Origin of the sequence: Pectobacterium parmentieri (genome assembly GCF_001742145.1) — a bacterium.
Classification (GTDB): Bacteria; Pseudomonadota; Gammaproteobacteria; order Enterobacterales; family Enterobacteriaceae; genus Pectobacterium; species Pectobacterium parmentieri.
Map to the genome: position 1 here is coordinate 2,299,731 of NZ_CP015749.1, position 14,898 is coordinate 2,314,628.

Here is a 14,898-nt window from a genome sequence, read left to right on the forward strand (position 1 = left end):
CTGTGCATATGATTGTAATGCACTCATGCACTGTGCGCAAGTGCATAAACAAAACGGTTGATTTTACCTGACAGTTTCCGCTATGGTTTGCTCTACGAGGCCTAGAAACCTCTTTTCACGCGGTCAGAACCAACCCCGTTAGTGTTGGATTTTTTATGCCTGTCATTCAATGGACGCATTGCGCGGCCACACCCCGATCAATGTCGGGAGGGCGACGAATACAACACCCGCAAGGGGAATAAGTTCGCGGTTTCGTGAAGCCGTTTCTAGCCTCCCGACACCACCTATGGTGGTTTTCCCTAGAAAGAAATATCACGAGGTCATTATGACTACCCAACTATCTGTCGAAAGCCTTTCCGTTGTCACTTACAACAATATACCCGTTGTTACTACCGAGCTGCTGGCACAACTTTATGGCACCACAGCACACTCCATCACAAAAAATCATCGTAGTAACGTATCCCGTTTTATATGCGGCAAGCATTACTACAAAATCACAGGGAAAGAGCTTGTAGATTTGCGAGTCACTTATAGTAACTTACAAATTTCCGCCAAAACCCGTAGCCTCATCCTCTGGACAGAACGCGGCTCAGCCCGTCACGCTAAGATACTGGAAACCGATCAGGCATGGGATGTGTTCGAGTGGCTGGAAGAAAGCTACTTCAATCCGCAGGCAAAAGCCATTCAGCCACTACCGCAAAAGCCTGTTCACCCTTGCGAACTGGAGTTTTATATTCCTGAGACGCCGCTGATCTTCAACCATATCCAAACCTCGCAACTGAATGCGTTATTCAAATCGGTAGAATATCTGACCATGGATTTTTGGCCGCACATGCAGGCACTATTTCCAACACTGGATTGCAAACACGGGTCAGCAGTTAATACCGTGAATCTGTTGATGCGATTATTGAAGGATAAGCGTGCAGAGGCAGATGAGTTGAGTAAGCAGGACTAAGTTAGATAGCCGCCCCGCTGGATGGCGGGGCTACAATTAATAAATTCATCTGTTTTTTAAATTACATATAACCTTATTTATCTTTATGAAATTCATATAGCCAACAAACATAATCCCTCCAAAAGAGCCAAAGAAAGCAACAAGCGTAAGATATATAGTTGAAGATGTTCTTTCGTTATCTATCGCTTTTTCTAGCTCTTTTTTCATCTCACCTTCGTTTGTTGTTAAATACTCACATGAAAGTTTTAAAATCTCCTTTCTTTCGCCATTCCCGTCACAATCCTTTTTGTTAAAATATTTCTTTTCTATTGGATCGTAAATATTTTCATGAGAAATTAAAACAACATCATCACGATAGTTATAAGTTGCGTAACCAAATTTCATTGGTGGTGAAAAATACATTAATGAAAGAGCACATGCTAAGCAAAAAACGAATAGACCACTCATTGCAATAACGCTCATTCTGTCTTGTCGGTTGACACCTACCGCTCCAAAAAAACCACTAAACCTAAAATCAGTCCTTTTAATTTCTCCTGTCTTCAGTGCTTCACATACCAACTCAGCATCTTTAGTTGTTTTTACATTAACCCCATTAAACAGTCTGAAAAGTTGCGCATTAAAAAAGTCGTCTTCATACGATTTAATTTTATTATCAGAATAATCCAACCTTACCGCTTTCAGTAGTAATTTTATGAAAAAAGACACCCCCCCAACTCTTACCATGCATAAAACCAAGGTGACAAATAAAAGCGAATTCTTATAAAAATCGACTGAATCAGAGAAAACATCAAACATGGTGCCCCCAATAAAAAGGAGATTAAAAATTCTAACAATGTTGTGTGATTGACTATTAAACGTCAATTTATTGTCGAATTTAATTCGTGGCGGCAACATTTCCCCCATGAAAACACAAGCCACCCTTACTGAAATCCTGCGCCTCTTGCGCAATCTGATCCGTGTCGGCGTCGTGACCCACGTCAACACAGCGGACGCCCTGTGCCGGGTACAAACCGGAGACATGACCACAGACTGGCTGAACTGGTTAACTCGCCGTGCCGGACGTTCACGAGACTGGTGGGCACCGTCCATCGGTGAGCAGGTGCTGATCCTGTCCATCGGTGGCGAACTGGACACCGCCTTTGTGCTGCCCGGCATCTATTCCGATGCCAACCCCGCGCCGTCAGCGTCTGCCGATGCGTATCACGTCAGCTTTCCCGACGGTGCGGTGATCGAGTATGAACCCGCTACCGGGGCGCTGACCGTCAGCGGGATTAAAACTGCCAATATCACCGCGTCTGAATCCCTCATCGCCACCGCGCCACTCGTCACCGTGAGAGCGTCAACCCGCATCACGCTAGACACACCCGAAGTGGTCTGCACCAACAAGCTGATCACCGGAACGTTGGAAGTACAGCAAGGTGGGGAAATGCGCGGCAATATTCAGCATTCAGGCGGGTCGCTGTCGTCCAACGGCAAAGTGTTACACACCCACAAACACCCCGGAGACAGCGGCGGTATAACGGGTGCGCCACTATGACAGTACGTTACCTCGGCATGAGCCGTGACAGCGGCCAGACGCTCAGTGACCTTGAGCACATTCGCCAGAGCGTGCGCGATATTCTCATCACGCCCGTCGGGTCGCGGGTGATGCGCCGGGACTATGGGTCGCTGCTGTCGGCCTTAATCGACCAGCCACAAAATCCCGCCGTGAAATTGCAGGTGATGGCGGCGTGTTACATGGCGCTGCTACGTTGGGAGCCGCGTATCACGCTGACAGGCATCAATCTAACCAGCGCATTCGACGGTCAGTTGTACGTTGATATCACGGGCGTGCTGGCTGACAGCAACGCCGTTTTCCTTTCCGTTCCTGTGAGCTAACACCATGGCAATGATTGATTTAAGCCAACTTCCCGCGCCTGCCGTGGTGGAAGAACTGGACTACGAGGCGATTTACACCGAGCGCAAAGCGATGCTGCTATCGCTCTACCCGGAAGACCAGCGCGCCGCCGTTGCGCGCACGTTGACGCTGGAATCGGAGCCGCTCGTCAAGCTGTTACAGGAAAATGCTTATCGTGAATTGCTGTGGCGGCAGCGTGTCAATGAAGCTGCCCGCGCCGTGATGGTGGCCTTTGCACAGGGTGATGACCTCGACCAGCTCGGCGCAAATTTCAGCGTGTCACGTTTGGTCATTACCCCGGCTGACGATTCAACGTTGCCGCCCACACCTGCACTGATGGAGTCTGACAGCGATTTTCGCCTGCGCATTCAACAGTCGTTTGAAGGACTGAGCGTTGCCGGGTCGGTCGGTGCCTATCAGTACCACGGACGCAGTGCCGACGGGCGTGTGGCCGATGTATCAGTTATCAGCCCCAGCCCGGCCAGCGTCACCGTGTCGGTACTGTCACGCGAGGGCAACGGCAGCGCAAGCCAAGAGTTGGTCGCTATCGTGGCCGCTGCGCTGAACGGTGAAGACGTTCGCCCTGTGGCAGACCGCGTGACGGTACAGTCTGCCGCCATTGTGTCGTATGAGATTGACGCCACGCTGTACCTGTATCCGGGGCCGGAACAAGAGCCTGTTCGCGCCGCTGCCGAACAGAAGCTGAAAGCCTATATCAGTGCGCAGCACCGATTAGGGCGGGATATTCGTCGCTCGGCGATTTACGCTGCGCTGCACGTCGAGGGCGTGCAACGGGTCGAGCTGACGACACCCGCCGCCGATATCGTACTGACTGACGCTCAGGCATCCTATTGTTCCGGTTATCAATTGCGTGTAGGCGGTGCCGATGAGTGATAGCCGCCTGCTGCCTGTCGGATCGTCTGTGCTGGAAGTCGCCGCCGCGAAAGCCTGCGCTGAGATTACCCGCGTACCCGTTCCCCTGCGTCTGCTGTTGAACCCGGACACCTGCCCGGCACACCTGCTGCCGTATCTGGCGTGGGCGTTTTCCGTTGACCGCTGGGATGAGGCATGGCCGGAGAGCGTGAAGCGGCAGGTGATCCGCGATGCGTTCTTTATCCACCGTCATAAAGGCACTATCGGTGCGCTGCGTCGCGTGGTGGAGCCGTTCGGCTACCTAATTCGTATTATCGAATGGTGGCAAAACGACGGCACACCCGGCACGTTTCGGTTAGATATCGGCGTGCAGGATAGCGGCATCACTGAGGAAACTTTTTACGAGCTGGAGCGGTTGATTGCCGACGCCAAACCCGCTTCCCGTCACCTGCTGGGGCTGAATATCAACCTCGACACACAGGGCGCGGCCTATGTTGCCGCCACTGTCTACTGCGGTGATGACCTGACGGTATACCCCTATTTCCCTGAAAACATCACGGTGTCCGGTCTGAATGTGACCGGAGCAGCACTTCATTTAATCGACAACATGAGCGTAACCGCATGAGCGCAACCTATTTTGCCCTGTTAACGAACATCGGCGCGGCCAAGTTGGCTAACGCCACCACGCTGGGAAGCCGCCTGAACATCACCCGCATGGCTGTCGGTGATGGTGGCGGTTCACTACCCGTTCCCAATCCGGCACAAACTACGCTGATCAACGAAAAACGCCGGGCGGCACTGAATACGCTAAGCGTTGCCCCAAAAAACCCCAGCCAGATTATTGCTGAGCAGGTTATTCCCGAAAATGAAGGCGGCTTCTGGATACGTGAGATCGGATTGTTTGACGACGATGGCAATCTGATTGCGGTCGCCAACTGCCCCGAAACCTACAAGCCCCAATTGCAGGAGGGCAGCGGCCGCATCCAGACCGTGCGCATGATTTTGATTGTCAGCAGCACTGACGCGGTGACGCTGAAAATTGATCCGGCGGTCGTGTTAGCCACGCGGGGCTATGTCGATGAGGTGATTGAGGCACACGAAAAAAGCCGCAAACATCCAGACGGGACGCTGACGGCAAAGGGATTCGTGCAACTGAGCAGCGCGACAAACAGCGACAGCGAGCTACTGGCCGCAACCCCGAAAGCGGTAAAAGCGGCGAATGATAACGCCAACGGGCGTGTACCGTCTGGCCGTAAAGTGAACGGTAAGGCGCTAACGGCTGATATTGCGCTAACGGCTGGCGATGTCGGCGCGTATACCAAGGCGGAAACCGACACCAAAGTCAGTGCCGCCACGACCGCCGCCAGTAATGCCGCGACGGCGGCGAGCAGCGCCAACACCAATGCTGAAAGCCGTGTGCCATTGGCGCGCAAGGTGAACGGCAAGCCGCTGAACGCTGATATTACGCTGGGTGCTGGGGATGTCGGCGCATATACCAAACTCGAAACCGACACCCGCGTCACTGCTGCCACAACTGCCGCGAATAATGCCGCTACGGCAGCGACCAACGCGAATACCAACGCCAATGGGCGTGTGCCGTCTGGTCGAACTGTCAACGGCAAAGCCCTGTCTGCTGATATCGCGCTGGGTGCAGGGGATGTCGGTGCCTATACCAAAACCGAAACCGACACCCGCGTCACTGCTGCCACAACTGCCGCGAATAATGCCGCTACGGCAGCGACCAACGCGAATACCAACGCCAATGGCCGTGTGCCGTCTGGTCGAACCGTTAACGGCAAAGCGCTGACGGCAGATATTGTGCTGAATGCGGGGGATGTGGGGGCCTTAACCGATACACAGGCCGCGCAAAAATATGCGCTACGTTCAATTAAAATCAACGGAAAGCCGCTGTCTGCTGACGTCAATTTATTAGCCAGTGATATCGATACGTGGAATAAAACAGAATCAGATGGGCGTTATCTGATGAAGACGGCGACTGCTGCCGCAGCCACAAAATTAGCGACGCCGCGTAAGATTAATGGCGTGCCATTTGATGGGTCAAATGATATTACCCTGACTCCCGCAAACCTCGGTTTTGGGGAAGTGTGGTTTTCCGAGCGGCAACGTATGATCCTGAATGAGCCAATCATAATTGAACATCACATATCTGAATTGAATGTCGATTCATGTATTACAGACGTGATGATCGTGTGTATTGCGTCAATCGGGGCGTACAGTGTGGGGGATGTATTGATGTGCCCAGCCGCGCTGGTTTCAATTGCAGGCGCATCACGATATTTACCGTTAACCGCAGGGGTGTCGAAAACGCATATTCAATTCAATGTCCCCAACCGTGGTTTTTTTGGCGGTGATAAATTATCCGGCGGCGGGATTATTATCGGAACACAAAATGAATTGGATAACTGGGCCGCAGTTTTAAAAATAATTAATTTTTGAAAATTAGTAGTTTATAGCGGAACGGGGAAGGTTAATCTCACCCGTGCCGCCCACGGAAAATATTATTTTCCAATTGCCATCCAATATATCGGATCGCCGTTAGGCATACCGACACCGATATAGAATTCGCTTCTGCTAATAATGTATGCAGCAGTGACAGATCCATCCCATGGGGAGCTGGTTCGTTTTAATGTAGCCGTCAACGAAAAACACTGGGCAGGGAATGGAATAGGGAATACGTTCGCGCCTTCTGTTGATACGCCCCACTGAACGATCAATCCCCCCGGAAATTTTTGATAACCACTTTCACTTAAAAGCGCCTCTCCAAAACCGAGATTTTAAAGAATTGATCGCCACAGCCGATCAATAACGAAAAATTGATCTGTATAAACGTTTATAAAACAACCGACCCAGATGTCATTATGTGTATGGTTTTAAAACAATAATGATATCAGGGAAAGCGAAGCCCACTGTTTGCCAGGCAGTGGGCTTTTTTCATGCCTTTTTCCCAACTCGATGTTGTGCCAGTCGCCACCGTACCTGCATTACTCGCCCACATTCTCCCCGCGCCAGACAATAGCCGCTCCTAATCAGCAATCGTGCTATTAGCTGGAGCCTGAATGTATGAGTGATTTTCACCACGGCGTGCAGGTCGTCGAGATTAACGACGGCACGCGTGTTATTTCCACCGTTTCCACCGCGATCATCGGCATGGTGTGCACCGCACCTGATGCCGACGCGGCCACCTTTCCCCTCAATACCCCGGTACTGATTACTAACGTGCTGTCTGCCGCTGGCAAGGCCGGGAAAAAAGGCACGCTGGCCGCTGCCCTGTTGGCCATCGCCGACCAGTCCAAGCCCGTCACCGTTGTGGTGCGCGTGGCTGAGGGCAAAGACGAGGCCGAAACCATCAGCAATGTGATCGGCGGCAGTGACGAAAACGGCAAATATACCGGGATGAAAGCCCTGTTAGATGCCATGTCGGTAACGGGCGTGAAGCCCCGCATTCTCGGTGTGCCGGGGCTGGACTCGTTACCCGTAGCCACTGCGTTAGCGTCCATCTGTCAGTCACTGCGTGCCTTTGGTTACGTTAGCGCATGGGGCTGTAAAACCCTGTCGGATGCCATCAACTACCGCGAGAATTTCAGCCAGCGTGAATTGATGGTGATCTGGCCGGATTTTATCGCGTGGGACACCACGGCCAACGCCAGCGCCACGGCGTATGCCACTGCACGCGCTTTGGGACTGCGCGCCAAAATCGACCAAGAAACCGGATGGCATAAAACCCTGTCTAACGTCGGCGTGAATGGCGTGACGGGCATCAGTGCATCAGTCTATTGGGATTTACAGGCACCCGGCACCGATGCGGATTTGCTGAATCAGGCAGGCGTCACCACGTTGGTGCGTAAAGACGGATTCCGCTTCTGGGGTAACCGCACCTGTTCTGACGATCCGCTGTTCCTGTTTGAGAACTACACCCGCACCGCGCAGGTGCTGGCCGATACCATGGCCGAAGCGCACCTGTGGGCGGTCGATAAGCCCGTCACCGCCAAACTTATTGACGACATTATCGAAGGTATCAAGGCCAAGTTCCGCGAGCTGAAATCCGGTGGCTACATTATCGATGCCGATTGCTGGCTGGATGAAACCGCAAACGATAAAGACACGCTCAAAGCCGGGAAACTGTATATCGACTATGACTATACCCCCGTTCCGCCGCTTGAAAATCTCACCCTACGCCAGCGCATCACCGATAAATATCTGGTGAATCTGGTTGCGTCGGTCAACAGCTAAGGAGCTAGCGCTATGGCACTGCCTCGCAATCTGAAATTTATGAACCTGTTCAACGACGGCATGAGCTACATGGGTGTCGCCACTGCCGTTACGCTGCCGAAACTCACCCGCAAGCTGGAGAATTATCGCGGCGGCGGCATGCCCGGCAGCGCGCCCATCGATTTTGGGCTGGATGATGATGCGCTGTCGATGGAGTTTACGCTCGGCGGTTTTGCTGACGAAACCCTGTGGAGCCAATACGCCGCACCGGGCGCTGATAAAGTGTTGCTGCGCTTTACCGGGTCATACCAGCGCGATGACACCGGGGAAATTTCTGCCGTTGAAGTGGTGATGCGTGGCCGTCACAAAGAAATCGACGGTGGCGAGAGCAAGCAAGGGGAAGCCACCGAAACCAAGGTGTCAACCAAATGCACCTATTACAAGCTGACCATTGACGGCAAAGAGATGATCGAAATTGACACCATCAACATGATTGAACGTGTTATGGGCGTTGACCGTCTGGAACAGCACCGCCGGGCAATTGGTCTGGTGTAACCCTGTCTGGTCAGCCCCGTGCTGACCGTCCCTTTTTACCTTGAATACAGAGATAACCTCATGAACGAACACGACAACATTGTGACACTTGACACCCCAATCAAACGCGGCGACACCCTGATCGAGACGGTCACTCTGATTAAACCTACCGCCGGAACACTGCGCGGCGTCAGTCTGGCGGCCGTGGCCGGGTCTGACGTAGACGCGATGATTAAGGTGCTGCCGCGTATGACTCTTCCGGCGTTGACTGAGGCCGAAATCACCCGCATGGAACTGCCGGATATGATTGCCATTGCAGGCAAGGTGATCGGTTTTTTGACGCCGAAATCGCAACAGGGAACCTCCCCCGAAGCCTGACGGTAGATGAACTGATGGCGGATATCGCGGTGATTTTTCACTGGCCGCCATCCGAACTGTACCCGATGAGCCTCACCGAGTTGATCCTGTGGCGCGATAAAGCGCTCAAACGTAGCGGACATGCCAATGAGTAACAGCCTACAACTCAGCGTATTGTTGCGCGCCGTCGATCAGGCGACGCGCCCGTTTCGTGCCGTGCAAAATGCGGCACGAACCCTATCCGGTGAAATTCAGGGTTCACAAGAGCAGTTGAAAACGCTGGAAGCACAGGCCAAGCGCATTGAGGGATTCAGAAAGACCAGCGCGCAACTGGCAATCACGGGTCAGGCGCTGGAAAAAGCCAAGGCCGACGCGGCCGCACTGGCGATGGCGTTTCGCAATACCACTAACCCCACTCGCGCCCAAACCAAAGCGCTGGAGGAGGCGCGTCAAAAAGCGGCGGAATTACAGACCCAGCATAACCGCCTGCGGCTGTCCGTGCAGAACCAGCGCAGCGCACTGCGTGCCGCCGGCATCGATACGCGCAATCTGTCTGCCGCAGAGCGCCAGCTTAGAACGAATATTGCTGGCGCTACAGATACGCTGAACCGGCAGCGGGCAGCGCTGGCGCGTGTGAGTCAGCAACAGGAAAAGCTGAACGCGGTCAGCAAGCGTTATGAGCAAGGCAAAGCCATCACCGCCGGGGTGCGTAATACCGGGGCGGCAGCATTTGGCCTCGGTTCAGCGGCGCTGTATGCCGAAAGCCGATTGATTGCGCCCAGCGTTGAAGCCGACGGACACGGGGCGCGTATCGCCGCACAAACGGGCGGCAATGCGGCTGACGGCAAACAGTACACCCGCATTATTAAGGAGGTTAACGCCTCTGGCGTGAGTAACGATCTCACTCAGATAGCCGACGCGGTGGCCGCAGTGCGCAGTACATTGGGGACGCTGGGCGATGTGGGGGAAACCGAGCTGGCGCGGATATCGCGTAAAGCGCTCGACATGCAGGCGGCGCTAGGCGGTGAGGCAACCGAGAGTATCCAGATTGCGGCGATCATGATGAAAAACGGCCTCGCTAAAAACAGCGACGAGGCGTTTGATTTAATGGTATCCGGGATGCAACGTGTTTCTGCACAGATGCGCGGCGAACTGCCGGAAATCCTGCACGAGTATTCGACCCACTTCCGCAACATGGGATTCAGCGGATCGGAGGCGATGACGCTGCTGGTCGAGATGGCGCAGCAAGGCAAGTTTGCGCTGGACAAGACCGGCGATGCGGTTAAAGAGTTCAGCATTCGCGGGTCGGACATGTCAAAGGCCAGCATTGAAGCCTATGACGCTGCCGGACTCAATGCCGCCAAAATGTCTACCGCTATCGCCAGCGGCGGCAATAAGGCGCGGGCGGCAATGCAGAAAACCGCACAGGGGCTGCTGAAAATCAAAGATCCGGCAGAGCGGGCGAATGCCGCGATTGCCCTGTTTGGTACGCCGATTGAAGACCTGTCGATTGACCAGATACCGAAATTTTTGACCGCATTGGCCGGAGCTGAAAACAAGCTGGGTGATGTGTCCGGGGCGGCTGACCGCATGGGCGATACCCTACGCGATAACCTCGAAGGCGATATCGGGCGGCTGCGCGGGGCGATGGCCAGCCTGCGGTTTAACCTGTTCAATGACGACGACGGCATACTGCGTAAACTCACGCAAAGCGCCACCGCCTGGCTGAACCGGGTTAATGAATGGGTGAAGGCTAACCCTGAATTGGCGCGCCAGATTGTGATCGTGGCTGGCGCGGCAACGGCATTGATTACGGTGCTGGGCGGGATCGGGCTGGTTGCGTGGCCTATTATGAGCGGGATTAATGCCTTGGTCGCCGGGGCGGGCTTGCTGAGTGCCGGATTCGGGGCGCTCAGTAGCCCGTTGACGGTTATCCGGGGCGCGATGTCAGGTTTTGGCCGGGTGCTGATGTGGCTGTTCACCTCACCCTTGGCACTGTTGCGCACCGGGATCATGTTTATTGGCAGCGCATTAGGCGTCCTGCTGTCCCCGGTTGGGCTGGTTGTCGCGGCCATTGTCGGCGGCGCGCTGCTTATCTGGAAATATTGGGAACCCATCAAGGCATTTATCGGTGGTGTGGTTGCGGGGTTTGTTGCAGCCAGTGCGCCTATCATTGCGGCGTTTGAGCCGTTACAGCCTGTCTTTACATGGATAGGCGACAAAATAAAGGCATTGTTTGGCTGGTTCGGTGACCTGCTGACGCCTGTCAAATCTACTGCCGCCGAGCTGGACGGCGCGGCCAATATGGGGAAACGGTTCGGTGAAATGCTGGCAAAGGGGCTGGATATCGCAACGATCCCGATGAGGTCATTGATATCAGGCGTGTCGTGGCTGCTAGAAAAGCTGGGGCTGGTTGATGAGAAATCGAAGAAGCTTCCGACTGCTGAAAATATCATGCCGCCGAAGGAAGCCGCCGCGTTACAAGCTGGCGTCAGTAACGCACCAACCCCGCAGGGCAACGACGCAAAGGCGATTGCAGCCCGATACAGTGGTGTACGTGACAACGGCGGCGGGATCAGGTTGGGAGAATTTGCCGTTGTCGGTGAACATGGTCCTGAAATCGTTGAGGGTCCGGTCAATGTGACCAGCCGTAAAAAAACGGCGGCGATGGCGTCTGCTGCAATGAGCATGTCAGCCTATCGCCCGATAGCGCCAACGGTTCAAGCCAGCCCGGCATCATCCCCGGTCAGCATTCATGCGCCGATTAGCATTGTTGCCCAGCCCGGCCAGAGTGCGCAGGACATCGCGCAGGAAGTCACACGTCAGCTTGAGCAGCGGGAACGGATGGCGCGGTCACGCGCATTCAGTCAGTACAGTTATCAGGGAGGCGAATAAGATGATGCTCACATTGGGTCTGTTTGTGTTCCAGCTCCAGACCCTGCCTTACCAGAACATGCAGCGCAACGTTGATTACCGCTGGCCGTCAAACAGCCGCGTCGGTCAGCGCCCGGCGTTGCAGTTCTTAGGTATTGAAGAGGAAAAAATCACGCTGTCGGGGGAGTTGCTGCCGGAAATCACAGGCGGCACGCTGTCACTGTTGATGCTGGAAACGATGGCCGATCAGGGGCGTGCATGGCCGCTGATTGAGGGTAGCGGCACGATTTACGGGGTATTTGTGGTGAACAGTATCAGCCTGACGAAAACCGAGTTTTTCCCTGATGGCCGCGCCCGGCGGATTGAGTTCACCGTCACGCTGACCCGCGTAGACTCGTCACTGTCTGCCGTGTTAGGTGATTTACGCCAGCAGGCCGACGGACTGATCGGCAGCGCCGGGGAAATGGCTAACCGGGCACAATCCGCTATCGGGGGATTATTCGCATGATTAACCCGCTGAATGTTCGTGCGGGCAGTAAAACCGCCCCGGCGTACCTGCTGCGACTCAATGAGCAGGACATTACGACCGTTATCACTCCGCGCCTGCTATCACTGAGCCTGACCGATAATCGGGGCTTTGAGGCCGACCAGCTCGACATCGAGATGGACGACAGCGACGGAAAGATGCAGTTACCCCGCCGGGGCGCGGTGCTGTCGGTGTTTTTGGGCTGGGAAGGTGAAGCGCTGATCGGCAAAGGCGATTTTACGGTGGATGAAATAGAGCACCGTGGCACGCCAGATACGCTGACCATCCGGGCGCGTAGTGCCGATTTTCGCGGGTCACTGAACGCCCGGCGTGAGCTGTCGTATCACGACACCACGCTGGGTGCGATTGTTGAACAGGTGGCGAAGCGTAACAACCTTGCGCCGATGCTGGCTGACGGATTCGCGGGGATAAAAATTCCGCACATTGACCAGACTCAGGAAACCGATGCGGTATTTATTACCCGGCTGGCCGAGCGCAACGGGGCGATTGTGGCAATCAAGGCCGGGCGTTTGCTGTTCATCCGTCCCGGAACGGGGAAGACGGCCAGCGGCAAGCCCATCCCGCCGCAGATTATTGAACGCAGCGACGGCGATCAGCACAGTTTTAGTCTGGCTGACCGGGGCGCGTACACAGGCGTAACGGCAAGCTGGCTGCATACCAAAGAGCCACAGCCTGAAAAGCCGAAAACGGTGAAGGTAAAACGTCAGAAAAAAGTGTTATTACATCAAGGGGCACAGCCACAGAAGACACACCCTAAAGCGAAAAAGGCAAAGAAGGAGCCAGAAGCCCGCGAGGGGGATTATCTGGCCGGCACCGATGAAAACGTGCTGGCGCTGACCACGGTTTTTGCGACTAAGGCACAGGCCACGCGTGCCGCACAAGCTAAGTGGGACAAGCTGCAACGCGGTGTCGCGGAGTTCTCTATCACGTTGGCAATGGGGCGCGCCGACCTGTTCCCGGAAACGCCTGTTCAGGTGAGCGGATTCAAACAGGTGATCGACGAACAGGAATGGACAATCTCAAAAGTGACGCACAGTTTGAGTAATTCAGGGTACGTTACCGCGCTGGAGTTGGAGGTGCTGCTGTCTGATGTGGAATATGAGGGAAGTGAGTAGGATTAAAATCAATTTTTTGAACAAAATTCCATTATTTGAATTAAATGGTAATATTAGATAGAAAAAAGCCAGTTAAGGATAAGATTATGATGCATTGCCCACTCTGCCGACATGCTGCCCATGCTCGTTCAAGCCGTTACTTAAGCGAATCCACGAAAGAACGCTATCACCAATGTACAAACATCAATTGTGGCCATACGTTTGTTACGCTTGAAAGCGTCACTCGCTCTATCGTGGAACCAGGGAAGATAAACCCAGTGACGCCCCACCCTGCTTCTAATAAGCAATTCCAGATGTGGGTATAATCAGTAAAAATGAATAATTAGTAAAAGACAGGCCTTAATAAATAACTCATCTTTCAGTCATAAGAATGACTATTTATCATAAGCTCAAAATAAGCGTCGCCACTCTGCCGCCATTTTGTCGCCACTTGCCCTTTTTCAGACACAAAAAACCGCCTTTCGGCGGTCTACGACATTGCACATAAGTGCTTGTTTTAATTCTTTTTAAATCAATGGTGCCCGGGGCGGGACTTGAACCCGCACAGCGCGAACGCCGAGGGATTTTAAATCCCTTGTGTCTACCGATTTCACCACCCGGGCCAAAATATTGGAGGCGCGTTCCGGAGTCGAACCGGACTAGACGGATTTGCAATCCGCTACATAACCGCTTTGCTAACGCGCCAAAATACCAAGTCTTAGTGACTAACATCCGCTATTGCCGATGTTTTAAATTGGAGCGGGAAACGAGACTCGAACTCGCGACCCCGACCTTGGCAAGGTCGTGCTCTACCAACTGAGCTATTCCCGCAACACAGAACTTACTGATTTGATTAACTTCTTACAAATCAGCGTCGCTGTCGATGCGGTGCATTCTACTGACCTGACGCGATGAGTCAACAGAATTATCAAGCAATCGCATTCGTTTGCTGGTTTTTACGGCGCTTCGATCAAGGTTCAAGCAAATCGTGGCGCGCAGCGTTCAAATACTGAAACATGGACCAGAAAGTCAGCACGGCAGCGATGTACAGCGCGACAACGCCAATACCTTCAACAATGCGTTCTGGTCGCCATAGCAAAGCAAAAAGCGCCATCATCTGAGCTGTGGTTTTTACCTTCCCTATCCACGACACGGCAACGCTGCTTCTTTTGCCAATTTCAGCCATCCACTCGCGTAATGCTGAAATAATGATTTCTCGTGCGATCATCGTTGCAGCAGGCAGTGTAATCCACCAGGAATGATAGTATTCCGCAACCAGCACCAACGCGACAGCTACCATCACTTTATCCGCAACAGGATCGAGGAAGGCACCAAAACGCGTGGTCTGTTTCCAGCGACGAGCAAGAAAACCATCAAACCAATCCGTTACTGCAGCAAACACGAAGATCAACGCGCAAAGCAGCGGTGCCCAGACGAATGGAAGATAAAACGCCAGCACGAAAAACGGAATAAGAGCAACACGAAACAGGGTAAGCAACGTCGGTATATTAAATTGCATAGCGCTTAGGTAACTATC

General features: G+C 53.6%; 17 protein-coding genes and 3 tRNA genes. 14 read left to right on the top strand and 6 right to left on the bottom strand.

Features of this window, described 5'->3' with window-relative positions; all coding sequences use genetic code 11:
* Nucleotides 1–325: 325 nt before the first annotated feature.
* The gene (locus A8F97_RS10340; RefSeq protein ID WP_033071238.1) at nt 326–955 is read left to right on the top strand and encodes an ORF6N domain-containing protein; all 630 of its coding nucleotides are present in this window, start codon (nt 326–328) and stop codon (nt 953–955) included.
* 45 nt (nt 956–1,000) lie between these two features.
* Here the strand turns inward: A8F97_RS10340 and A8F97_RS10345 are convergent, their stop codons facing one another.
* A complete protein-coding gene (locus tag A8F97_RS10345; RefSeq protein WP_127087869.1) occupies nt 1,001–1,750 on the bottom strand; it encodes a hypothetical protein in 750 nt (249 codons plus the stop codon).
* A 106-nt stretch (nt 1,751–1,856) separates the two neighbouring features.
* On the opposite strand from A8F97_RS10345, the gene A8F97_RS10350 reads away from it, so the two are divergent.
* From A8F97_RS10350 to A8F97_RS10370, 5 genes are read left to right on the top strand one after another with little or no spacing between them, the layout of a single operon-like run.
* Entirely contained in the window at nt 1,857–2,492 is a 636-nt protein-coding gene (locus tag A8F97_RS10350) for a phage baseplate assembly protein V (protein ID WP_033071236.1), read from the top strand.
* Nucleotides 2,489–2,833: a GPW/gp25 family protein gene (locus A8F97_RS10355; RefSeq protein ID WP_033071235.1), complete on the top strand. Its 345-nt coding sequence runs from the start codon at nt 2,489–2,491 to the stop codon at nt 2,831–2,833. Before A8F97_RS10350 ends, A8F97_RS10355 begins: the two co-directional genes overlap by 4 nt.
* A gap of 4 nt (nt 2,834–2,837) precedes the next feature.
* Entirely contained in the window at nt 2,838–3,746 is a 909-nt protein-coding gene (locus A8F97_RS10360; protein ID WP_033071234.1) for a baseplate assembly protein, read from the top strand.
* Nucleotides 3,739–4,350, top strand: coding sequence for a phage tail protein I (locus A8F97_RS10365; protein ID WP_033071233.1), 612 nt, complete (start codon nt 3,739–3,741; stop codon nt 4,348–4,350). The genes A8F97_RS10360 and A8F97_RS10365 overlap by 8 nt, the downstream gene beginning before the upstream one ends.
* A complete protein-coding gene (locus tag A8F97_RS10370) occupies nt 4,347–6,182 on the top strand; it encodes a phage tail protein (RefSeq protein WP_227001603.1) in 1,836 nt (611 codons plus the stop codon). Before A8F97_RS10365 ends, A8F97_RS10370 begins: the two co-directional genes overlap by 4 nt.
* A gap of 62 nt (nt 6,183–6,244) precedes the next feature.
* Here A8F97_RS10370 and A8F97_RS25145 read toward each other — a convergent pair whose 3' ends face one another.
* Nucleotides 6,245–6,460 (bottom strand): gp53-like domain-containing protein, encoded by a 216-nt coding sequence (locus tag A8F97_RS25145; protein WP_375154049.1) that lies wholly within the window; start codon nt 6,458–6,460, stop codon nt 6,245–6,247.
* A gap of 346 nt (nt 6,461–6,806) precedes the next feature.
* Here A8F97_RS25145 and A8F97_RS10375 point away from each other — a divergent pair, with 346 nt between their 5' ends.
* The 8 genes from A8F97_RS10375 (at nt 6,807) to A8F97_RS23185 (ending at nt 13,687) form a co-directional block, all read left to right on the top strand.
* The gene (locus A8F97_RS10375) at nt 6,807–7,976 is read left to right on the top strand and encodes a phage tail sheath protein (protein WP_033071232.1); all 1,170 of its coding nucleotides are present in this window, start codon (nt 6,807–6,809) and stop codon (nt 7,974–7,976) included.
* Nucleotides 7,977–7,988: 12 nt separating this feature from the next.
* Nucleotides 7,989–8,510: a phage major tail tube protein gene (locus A8F97_RS10380; protein WP_033071231.1), complete on the top strand. Its 522-nt coding sequence runs from the start codon at nt 7,989–7,991 to the stop codon at nt 8,508–8,510.
* A 60-nt stretch (nt 8,511–8,570) separates the two neighbouring features.
* The gene (locus tag A8F97_RS10385; RefSeq protein ID WP_033071230.1) at nt 8,571–8,867 is read left to right on the top strand and encodes a phage tail assembly protein; all 297 of its coding nucleotides are present in this window, start codon (nt 8,571–8,573) and stop codon (nt 8,865–8,867) included.
* 14 nt (nt 8,868–8,881) lie between these two features.
* Nucleotides 8,882–9,001 carry a GpE family phage tail protein gene (locus tag A8F97_RS10390; protein ID WP_050512644.1) on the top strand — a complete coding sequence of 40 codons (120 nt, stop codon included), beginning with the start codon at nt 8,882–8,884 and terminating at the stop codon, nt 8,999–9,001.
* Complete coding sequence (locus A8F97_RS10395) at nt 8,994–11,741, top strand: phage tail tape measure protein (protein WP_033071229.1); 2,748 nt, start codon at nt 8,994–8,996, stop codon at nt 11,739–11,741. Before A8F97_RS10390 ends, A8F97_RS10395 begins: the two co-directional genes overlap by 8 nt.
* Nucleotide 11,742: 1 nt before the next feature.
* Nucleotides 11,743–12,228: a phage tail protein gene (locus A8F97_RS10400; RefSeq protein ID WP_033071228.1), complete on the top strand. Its 486-nt coding sequence runs from the start codon at nt 11,743–11,745 to the stop codon at nt 12,226–12,228.
* Entirely contained in the window at nt 12,225–13,382 is a 1,158-nt protein-coding gene (locus tag A8F97_RS10405) for a phage late control D family protein (RefSeq protein ID WP_033071227.1), read from the top strand. The genes A8F97_RS10400 and A8F97_RS10405 overlap by 4 nt, the downstream gene beginning before the upstream one ends.
* Before the next feature lie 86 nt (nt 13,383–13,468).
* Entirely contained in the window at nt 13,469–13,687 is a 219-nt protein-coding gene (locus A8F97_RS23185; protein ID WP_082218609.1) for a DNA-binding transcriptional regulator, read from the top strand.
* A 210-nt stretch (nt 13,688–13,897) separates the two neighbouring features.
* On the opposite strand, the gene A8F97_RS10410 is transcribed toward A8F97_RS23185, so the two are convergent.
* From A8F97_RS10410 to pgsA, 4 genes are all read right to left on the bottom strand, one after another.
* Nucleotides 13,898–13,984 (bottom strand) — tRNA-Leu (locus A8F97_RS10410).
* 8 nt (nt 13,985–13,992) lie between these two features.
* Nucleotides 13,993–14,066 (bottom strand) — tRNA-Cys (locus tag A8F97_RS10415).
* Between the two features lie 50 nt (nt 14,067–14,116).
* Nucleotides 14,117–14,192, bottom strand: a tRNA-Gly gene (locus A8F97_RS10420).
* A 139-nt stretch (nt 14,193–14,331) separates the two neighbouring features.
* A complete protein-coding gene (gene pgsA / locus A8F97_RS10425; RefSeq protein WP_014699215.1) occupies nt 14,332–14,880 on the bottom strand; it encodes a CDP-diacylglycerol--glycerol-3-phosphate 3-phosphatidyltransferase in 549 nt (182 codons plus the stop codon).
* Nucleotides 14,881–14,898: the final 18 nt, after the last annotated feature.